This is a genomic window from Microvirga sp. P4_G7 (assembly GCF_056401005.1).
This window is the reverse complement of record NZ_JBFUKD010000643.1, coordinates 1-2,099: the sequence shown is the minus strand read 5'-3', so window position 1 is coordinate 2,099 and position 2,099 is coordinate 1. Positions and strand designations below refer to the sequence as shown.

The following is a 2,099-nucleotide window of genomic DNA, read 5'->3' as shown; positions in this document are numbered from 1 at the left end:
CATCCTGGCCGTCGCGCTGCTGATCTTTGTCCTGTTCAGCGTGATCCCGGGCACCTTCGCATCGAGCATGAGCGACGACGGTCGCAGCGTGGTCGACGTGCAGGTGATGGAACGCATGAACAAGGAATTCGGCCTGAGCGACCCGGTTCATGTGCGGTTCGGAAAATATCTTCTTCAACTGGCGAGCTTCGATCTCGGAACGTCGTTTCGCAGCCGCCAGCCCGTCACGACGGTTCTCGCCGAACGCATGTGGCCCACGCTGACGCTGTCGTTCGCCGCGATGCTGTTCGCCATCGTTCTCGGCGTTCCCCTCGGTTTCATCGCCGCGCTGAAACCCGGCAGCATCATCGATACGGTTTCGATGGTTGGAGCGGTATCCGGGTTGTCCCTGCCGAAATTCTGGCTGGGACTGATGTTGATGTACCTTTTCGCGCTGATCCTCGGTTGGCTGCCGAGTTTCGGCTATGGTGACGGCAGCGTGAAGTACCTGATCCTGCCGTCGATCGCGCTGGGCGTCGCGCCTCTCGCGCTCCTCGCGCGCACGACTCGCGCTGCCGTGCTCGACATCATGAATGCCGATTTCGTGCGGACCGCGCGCTCGAAGGGGATGAGCGAACGACGCGTCGTGCAGTGGCACCTGACGCGCAATGCCCTCGTCATCGTGCTGACGACCGTCGGGCTGCAATTCGGCACCGTCATCGGCCAAGCAGTCGTCGTCGAAAAGCTGTTCTCATGGCCCGGCCTCGGGTCGCTCCTGGTCGACAGCGTCACCCTCCGCGATATTCCGGTGGTGCAAGGCGCGATCCTCGCGATCGTGCTGTTCTTCCTTTTGATCAATACGCTCGTCGATGTTCTGTGCGCGATCATCGATCCGCGTATCAAATATACCTGAGGCGATGACATGAAACTGAGAGCCAATCTTGTCATCGGCGGCGGACTTTTCGCTTTGGTCGTCGTCGCGGGCGTGCTCGCGCCGTGGCTGGCGCATACCGATCCTGTGATGGACGCGAACCTGATGTACGCGGAAGAACCGCCCGGCCGCGAGTTCTGGTTCGGCACCGACGCGCAGGGCCGCGACATCTACAGCCGCGTGCTCCACGGCGCGCGCATTTCGCTGACCGTCGGTATCGTCTCGCAACTGATCAACACCGTCATCGGCGTATGCCTCGGATTGTCGGCGGGCTATTGGGGTGGCTGGTGGGACGATTTCGTCAATGGTCTCACCAATCTGATGCTGGCCGTGCCTTCGCTGATCTTTGCGCTGGCGATCATGGCCATCCTCAACCCGGGTCTGACCAGCCTTCTGATCGCACTCGGTCTCACCAACTGGTCGTTCACGTGTCGCCTTTCGCGGGCGTCGGCGCTGTCGCTCAAGAGCCAGGGTTACGTGCAGGCGGCGAAGGTGCTGGGTTATAGCGACATTCGCATCATGCTAACGCAGCTTTTGCCCAACATGCTCGGCCCGATCATCGTCATCGGCACGTTGGGAATGGGCGGCGCCGTGCTGGCGGAAGCTTCGTTGTCCTTCCTCGGTCTCGGCATCCGGCCACCCTATCCGAGCTGGGGCAGCATGCTTTCCGACGCCCGCGATCAGATCACGACGGCACCCTGGATATCGATCTTCCCGGGACTGGCGATTTTCGTCACGGTCCTCGGCTTGAACCTACTCGGTGACGGCTTGCGGGATATTCTCGATCCGCATTCACGGGCGCGCCGCGCATGACGGACACACCGCTCCTCGAAATCGAGAATCTTCGGATCGACCTATCCATAGGCGACCGGAAATTCCCGGCTGTGCAGGACGTTTCGTTCTCGATTGCGCGAGGTGAGACATTCGGCCTCGTGGGCGAATCCGGGTGCGGCAAGAGCATCACGGCGCTCGCGTTGATAGGATTGTTGCGATATCCGCTGAGCATCGGCGGCGGACGCATTCGTCTCGATGGTCAGGAGATCCAGGATCTGTCGCCGGCCGCCATGCGCAGATTGCGAGGCGACCGTATCTCGATGATATTCCAGGAGCCGATGACCGCGCTGAATCCGCTGTCGCCGGTCGGACGCCAAATCGCCGAGATGTTTGTTCTGCACAAGGGGGCCAGTTG

The 2,099-nt window shown here is 61.3% G+C and carries 3 protein-coding genes; all 3 read left to right on the top strand.

All coding sequences use genetic code 11. The features are described from left to right. The first annotated feature begins 1 nt into the window (after window position 1). Window positions 2–892 (top strand): ABC transporter permease, encoded by an 891-nt coding sequence (locus AC1DT3_RS19020; protein ID WP_477466782.1) that lies wholly within the window; start codon window positions 2–4, stop codon window positions 890–892. A 9-nt stretch (window positions 893–901) separates the two neighbouring features. After that, window positions 902–1,723 (top strand): ABC transporter permease, encoded by an 822-nt coding sequence (locus AC1DT3_RS19015; protein WP_477466781.1) that lies wholly within the window; start codon window positions 902–904, stop codon window positions 1,721–1,723. Continuing rightward, on the top strand, window positions 1,720–2,099 hold a 380-nt coding region (locus AC1DT3_RS19010; protein ID WP_477466780.1), incomplete at its 3' end, for an ATP-binding cassette domain-containing protein. The genes AC1DT3_RS19015 and AC1DT3_RS19010, both read left to right, overlap by 4 nt.

Bases quoted from the DNA above. Each gene is read 5' to 3' on its own strand.
- AC1DT3_RS19015 (WP_477466781.1), top strand. From the start codon at position 902: ATGAAACTGAGAGCCAATCTTGTCATCGGCGGCGGACTTTTCGCTTTG.